Annotated in this window: 6 protein-coding genes; 3 read left to right on the top strand and 3 right to left on the bottom strand. The window is 60.1% G+C overall.

Going from position 1 to position 6,341, the window contains the following annotated elements; translation table 11 throughout:
- The 3 genes from L9Z73_RS05385 to L9Z73_RS05375 all read right to left on the bottom strand — a co-directional run.
- The coding region (locus L9Z73_RS05385; protein ID WP_247397140.1) for a replication-associated recombination protein A at positions 1–903 on the bottom strand (903 nt) is incomplete at its 3' end.
- Positions 904–930: 27 nt separating this feature from the next.
- Entirely contained in the window at positions 931–1,554 is a 624-nt protein-coding gene (lolA, locus tag L9Z73_RS05380; RefSeq protein ID WP_247397136.1) for an outer membrane lipoprotein chaperone LolA, read from the bottom strand.
- 54 nt (positions 1,555–1,608) lie between these two features.
- Positions 1,609–4,011 (bottom strand): DNA translocase FtsK, encoded by a 2,403-nt coding sequence (locus L9Z73_RS05375; protein ID WP_247397133.1) that lies wholly within the window; start codon positions 4,009–4,011, stop codon positions 1,609–1,611.
- 499 nt (positions 4,012–4,510) lie between these two features.
- Between L9Z73_RS05375 and aat the strand changes: the two genes are divergently transcribed.
- The 3 genes from aat to infA all read left to right on the top strand — a co-directional run bounded on the left by aat (position 4,511) and on the right by infA (position 6,273).
- On the top strand, positions 4,511–5,191 hold the full coding sequence (aat, locus tag L9Z73_RS05370; RefSeq protein WP_247397130.1) for a leucyl/phenylalanyl-tRNA--protein transferase: 681 nt from the start codon (positions 4,511–4,513) through the stop codon (positions 5,189–5,191).
- A 55-nt stretch (positions 5,192–5,246) separates the two neighbouring features.
- Entirely contained in the window at positions 5,247–5,954 is a 708-nt protein-coding gene (locus tag L9Z73_RS05365) for an arginyltransferase (RefSeq protein ID WP_247397127.1), read from the top strand.
- A 100-nt stretch (positions 5,955–6,054) separates the two neighbouring features.
- The gene (infA, locus tag L9Z73_RS05360) at positions 6,055–6,273 is read left to right on the top strand and encodes a translation initiation factor IF-1 (RefSeq protein WP_002553999.1); all 219 of its coding nucleotides are present in this window, start codon (positions 6,055–6,057) and stop codon (positions 6,271–6,273) included.
- Positions 6,274–6,341 lie beyond the last annotated feature (68 nt).

Below are 6,341 nucleotides of genomic sequence, written 5' to 3'. Positions count from 1 at the left end.
CGGGTCGGCGTTGCCGATGTCTTCACTGGCCATGCGCACCACGCGGCGCGCCAGGTACAGCGGATCACAGCCACCGTCGATCATGCGCGCGAACCAGTACAACGCGCCGTCGGGGTTGGAGCCGCGTACCGACTTGTGCAGCGCCGAAATCTGATCGTAGAACGCTTCGCCACCCTTGTCGAAGCGCCGGCGTGTGTCGCCGAGCAGGCTTTGCAGGAGCTCGACGCCAATTTCGCTGCCGTCCTCGGCCAGGTCGGACGCGTTCTCCAGCAGGTTGAGAAAACGCCGCCCATCGCCATCGGCGGCGCTGAACAGGATCTTGAAGCCTTCATCGCTGAGGCTCAACTGGCGCTTGCCCAAACCCTTGTCTTCGCTCAAGGCACGCTGCAGCAGCTTTCGCATCGCCGCTTCATCCAAGCTCTTGAGCACATACACCCGCGCCCGCGAGAGCAAGGCGTTGTTCAATTCAAAGGACGGGTTCTCGGTGGTTGCACCGATAAAAATCAGCGTGCCATCTTCGACATACGGCAAGAACGCATCCTGCTGAGACTTGTTGAAGCGATGCACTTCGTCGACGAACAGGATGGTGCGCTTGCCATATTGCCCGGCCTGCTGCTTGGCCACTTCCACCGCCTGGCGGATCTCCTTGACCCCGGCCAGCACCGCCGAGACCGTTTCGAAATGGGCATCCGAGACTTTCGCCAGCAGCCGCGCGAGGGTGGTTTTACCCACCCCCGGCGGCCCCCAGAAAATCATCGAGTGCAGCGCACCCTGCTCCAGGGCTTCGCGCAAAGGCTTACCGCGAGCGAGCAGGTGTTCCTGACCGACGTACTCATCCAGGTTGGTCGAACGCAAGCGTGCGGCCAGGGGTTGAGCGATCGGGGCACTTCGAAACAGGTCCATGGGCAGCGTTTGAAACCTCTAGGCAGGTTATTCCTGGATCACGTCGGCACCCTTGGGGATGTCGAACTTGAACTTGGAGGCGGGCACCGGCTCGTTGGCCTTGACCCCGGTGAACAGGATATTGGTGCGCTGGCCGACGCTGTCGACCAGTTGCATGTCATTGATCACACCGTTGCGGAACGACAGGCGCAGGCTGTCGAACAGCGTGTCCTTGGATTTCGGTTTGAGGGTGAAGTCGATCACATTGCTGGCTTGCTTGGAGGTGATGTCGAAACTGTCGCTGATTTTCGATACATCGCCCGACAGCAGCAGCGCAGGGGTTTGGTTCAGGCGCGGGTCGAGCTTCTTGATGGTCGCCTGTTCCAGGTCCGGGTCCCACAACGTGACTTTTTGGCCGTCCGAGACGATGGTCTGCTCATTCGGCGCGTCGGTCTTCCAGTAGAACAACCCTGGGCGTTGCACGGCCATTTCACCGGCGGTTTCCTGCAACTGGGTGCCGCCGCCGTCCAGGGTCAACTGGGAGAAGCGCGCAGTCAGGGTCTTGGATTTGTCGAGCAGGTTGGTCAGGCTGGCGACGGAGGCCGGATCAGCGTGAGCAGAAACAGCAGTCAGGGCCAGTGCCGGCAACAACAGCATGCGGATAAGACGCATGGGAGTCCTCATTGAGTCGTTAGGGCGCGCCGCGTGCTGCCACGCGGCGCGTGATCAGTCGCGCATCTGCCCGGGAGCGATGACTTCGCGCGAGCCGTTGGTGTTCATTGCGGTGACGACACCGGCATTTTCCATGGATTCGATCATGCGGGCGGCACGGTTGTAGCCGATTTTCAACTTGCGCTGCACGGCAGAGATCGAGGCGCGGCGGCTTTCCAATACGAAAGCCACGGCCTCGTCGTACAGTGCGTCGGTTTCGGCATCATCGTCGCCACCGCTGCCGCCGTCGAAGCCGCTGCCGGCTTCTTCAACACCCGCGAGGATTTCGTCGTTGTATTCCGGCGCGCCGCGCAGTTTCCAGGCTTCCACCACGCGGTGGACTTCATCGTCGGAAACGAACGCGCCATGCACGCGAATCGGCAGGCTGGTGCCCGGCGGCATGTAGAGCATGTCACCGTGGCCCAGCAGCTGTTCGGCGCCACCCTGGTCGATGATGGTCCGCGAGTCGATCTTGCTCGATACCTGGAACGCCATGCGCGTCGGGATGTTGGCCTTGATCAGACCGGTGATCACATCCACCGACGGCCGCTGGGTGGCGAGAATCAAGTGGATACCGGCGGCACGCGCCTTCTGGGCGATACGTGCGATCAACTCTTCAACCTTTTTGCCGACGATCATCATCATGTCGGCAAATTCGTCGACCACCACCACGATGGTCGGCAACTTGGTCAGCAATGGCGCTTCGTCGTGGATGTTTTCGCGCTTGTACAACGGGTCGGTCAGTGGCGTGCCGGCGTCCTGGGCTTCCTTGACCTTGGCATTGAAGCCCGACAGGTTGCGCACGCCCATCTTCGCCATCAGCTTGTAGCGCCGCTCCATCTCGGCAACGCTCCAGCGCAGGGCGTTGGCGGCGTCCTTCATGTCGGTGACGACCGGGCACAGCAGGTGCGGAATGCCTTCGTAGATCGACAATTCGAGCATCTTCGGGTCGATCATGATCAGCTTGGCGTCTTCCGGGCCGGACTTGAACAGGATCGACAGGATCATCGCGTTCACACCCACCGACTTACCCGAGCCGGTAGTACCGGCCACCAGCAGGTGAGGCATTTTCGCCAGGTCCGTGATCACCGGCTTGCCGCCGATGTCATGGCCCAGGGCCAGGGTGACCGGCGATTTGAAGTTGTCGTATTCCGGGGTCGACAGCACCTCGGAGAAGCGCACGATCTGGCGGTCTTCGTTGGGAATCTCGATGCCCACGGTGGTTTTGCCGGGGATCACTTCCACCACGCGCACGCTGGTCACGGCCAGGGAACGGGCAAGGTCTTTGGCCAGGTTGGAGATTCGGCTGACCTTGACCCCGGCCGCTGGCTGGATTTCGTAACGGGTAATCACCGGGCCGGGGTGGATCGAGTCCACCGAGACTTCAACACCGAATTCCTTGAGCTTGATTTCCAGCAAATGGCCGACGGCCGCCAGGGACTCAGGGGAATAGTTGAGTTGTTTCTTCTCGGCCGGGTCGAGAATCGAGATCGGCGGCAATGTGCCTTCGACCGCGCTGTCGACAAACAACGGCGCCTGTTTCTCTTTCTGCACGCGATGACTCGGCTCGGGAGCCTTGATCGGTGCCGGGGCGATGACCGGCGGCACCTGTTTCTCGCGGTCCGACATGTGCTTGCTCAGGGCTTGCTCGCGCTCGATCAGGCGTTCCTTGACCTTGGCTTGTTCACGCCGGTCCGGCGTGCTCGGGGCTACGACCTCGTTGACGCGGGTGTCCACCTCGCGCAGTTGGGCCACCATGCGCTTGCGCTCGACCCGAGCCGACCACCAGCGGTTGGCGGCGCCCTGGAACAGCTCCAGCAGGTCGAGGGTGATTTTGCCGGTCACGTCCATCACCTTGAACCACGACAGGTCGGTGAACACGGTGAGGCCAAACAGGAACAGCGCGATAAACATCAGCGTGCTGCCCTGGATATTCAGGGTCTTGCGGGCCAGGTCGCCGAGACTCTCACCCAACGCACCGCCTGCTCCCGCCGGCAGGCCGGTTGGGGCATGGAAATGGATATGCGCCAACGCCGCACCGGACAGCACCAGGAACACCAGGCCGATCAGGCGCCAGGAAAACAGCCAGCCACTCCACTGCCACGGCTCATGACGCTGGCGGAAGATCTGCCAGGTCTTGATCGCCAGCAGCAACGGGAAAATGTAAGCGAAATAACCCAGCACCATGAACAGGATATCGGCGCTGTAGGAACCGGCAGGCCCACCGAAGTTCTGCACGTCTTCGATCTTGCTGTTGTGGCTCCAGCCCGGATCGTCCTTGCCATAGGTGAGCAAGGCCATCATCAGGAACAGGCACAGGGCGCCGATGGCGATCAGTGCACCTTCCTTGAGCCGATAATGCAGGTGCTGACGCCAGGCCGGCACGACTGTTTTTTGTGTCGCGGTGGATTTCTTCAAAACGGGTCTTTTCCTGCGCCTTTAGCGCGTCCATCTGTTGAATGACTGCACACTGCCGCCCAATCCGAGCAGCTGAAAAATATACGAACGTCGTTAAATCTACCTTTAACACCGAGCGATTGACGAGTGAAACGGCGATAACGCCAGAATGCCCGCATTGTACGGGTTTGTGTCCCTGATGCCACGCACTTGCCCCTTGCGCGGCAGCCTGAACAATTCAAGTGTCACATACTGTTCAATTTGAGCACGCATTGTCTTTGCTGACAAAGGCTTATGCGCTGTTTCTAGCAATCCAGGCAAGGTTGGCAATTGGCCTGCATGGGGCAATCCCGAATACGACCACGTCTCTGAGAGAGAGTTGCAGAAACACCCGTTCACGCTAATCCACACCAATGCCCGATTCGGGCTGGCTCCCTGGCGCCGGGTCGACAATAATCAATCATCTACAGGGCAGGCCCCGTACCTGCCACTCCCCTCCCCTTCCGTAAGCCTGGATGCCATGCTGACCTGGTTACAACGCGACACCCTGACCTTCCCCCCGCTGGCCAAAGCCATGCGCGAACCCAATGGCCTGCTCGCCGCCGGTGGCGACCTGTCGGCCGAGCGGCTGATCCAGGCCTATCGCCACGGCTGCTTTCCGTGGTTCTCGCAAGGCCAGCCGATTCTCTGGTGGTCACCGGACCCACGCACCGTGATCTTCCCCGACGAACTGCACGTATCCCGCAGCCTGGGCAAATTATTGCGCCAGCAGCGCTACAGCGTGACCTTCGACCAGGACTTCGCCGCGGTCATCCAGGCCTGCGCCGCGCCACGCGCCTACGCAGATGGCACCTGGATCACCGAGGGTATCCAGAGCGCCTACCAGGAGCTGCACGCACGGGGTTACGCGCATTCGGTAGAGGTATGGGACAACGGCGAACTGGTGGGCGGCCTGTATGGGCTGGCGATGGGCCGGTTATTTTTTGGCGAGTCGATGTTCAGCCGCGCCGATAACGCCTCGAAGTTCGGCTTTGCCACACTGATCCGGCAGCTACAGACGTGGGGATTTGTGCTGATCGACTGCCAGATGCCTAACGATCACCTGCACAGCCTGGGCGCGCGCGCCATACCGCGCAGCGACTTCGCCAGTTTCCTGCGCGACTATCTGGACCAACCCAGCGCTGGACCGTGGGTTTCCTAGGCGACTTCCTCGCACCTGGCTTACACTTATTTCAAAGCTTATCCGAGGGTTGATCATGACCGAGCTGGCGCGATTGAAGTTTTATGCCACTCAAGCCCACGCTTGCAGCTATCTGCCCGACGAACAGGCCACCACGCTGTTCCTCGATCCCAGCCAGCCGATGGATGTGCATGTGTATGCCGACCTCTCGGAAATGGGGTTTCGGCGCAGCGGCGATCACCTGTACCGACCGCATTGCCAAAACTGCAATGCCTGCGTGCCGGCACGGATTCCGGCGGCGCAGTTTGTGCCAGACCGCAACCAGAGGCGCATCCTCAAGCGCAACGCGGACCTGACTGTCACAGCGGCCAACCCCAAGTACAGTGAAGAGTATTTCGACCTTTACCAGCGCTACATCGAACAACGCCATGCCGACGGCGATATGTTCCCACCCAGTCGCGACCAGTTTTCCACCTTTCTGGTGCGTGAACTGCCCTTCTCACGCTTCTACGAATTTCGTCTCGACGGGCGCTTGCTAGCCGTCGCCGTGACCGATTTGCTGCCCAATGGCCTGTCGGCGGTGTACACCTTTTATGAACCGGCCGAAGAACGGCGCAGCCTGGGACGTTTCGCGATCCTCTGGCAAATCGGCGAAGCCCTGCGCCTGGAACTGGAGGCGCTGTACCTTGGATACTGGATCAAAAACTGCAAAAAGATGAGCTACAAGACCCAATATCGACCCATTGAACTGCTGATTAATCAAAGATGGGTCACGCTTAACTAGAACCCCTTGGCTTAAACACCCTTTTTCGGGCACAATGCACGCCGCTTTTGCCTGGCGCAGTTGCACCGGGCCATTCACTGGATACCGAGGGCTTTACTGCATGTCGAAAGAAGACAGCTTCGAAATGGAAGGCACTGTCGTCGACACCCTGCCCAACACCATGTTTCGTGTGGAGTTGGAAAATGGGCACGTCGTAACCGCGCATATCTCCGGCAAGATGCGCAAGAACTACATTCGTATTCTTACCGGTGACAAAGTGCGCGTCGAGCTGACGCCCTATGACCTGAGCAAAGGGCGCATCACTTACCGCGCCCGTTAATCAAGTCAATACAAGACGCCCGGTTATGCCGGGCGTTTTTGTGTGCGCGCAGGATTTACCTCACACCC

The organism is Pseudomonas emilianonis (genome assembly GCF_023072625.1).
Lineage (GTDB): Bacteria > Pseudomonadota > Gammaproteobacteria > Pseudomonadales > Pseudomonadaceae > Aquipseudomonas > Aquipseudomonas paraveronii.
This window is presented reverse-complemented; position numbering and strand designations above follow the sequence as displayed.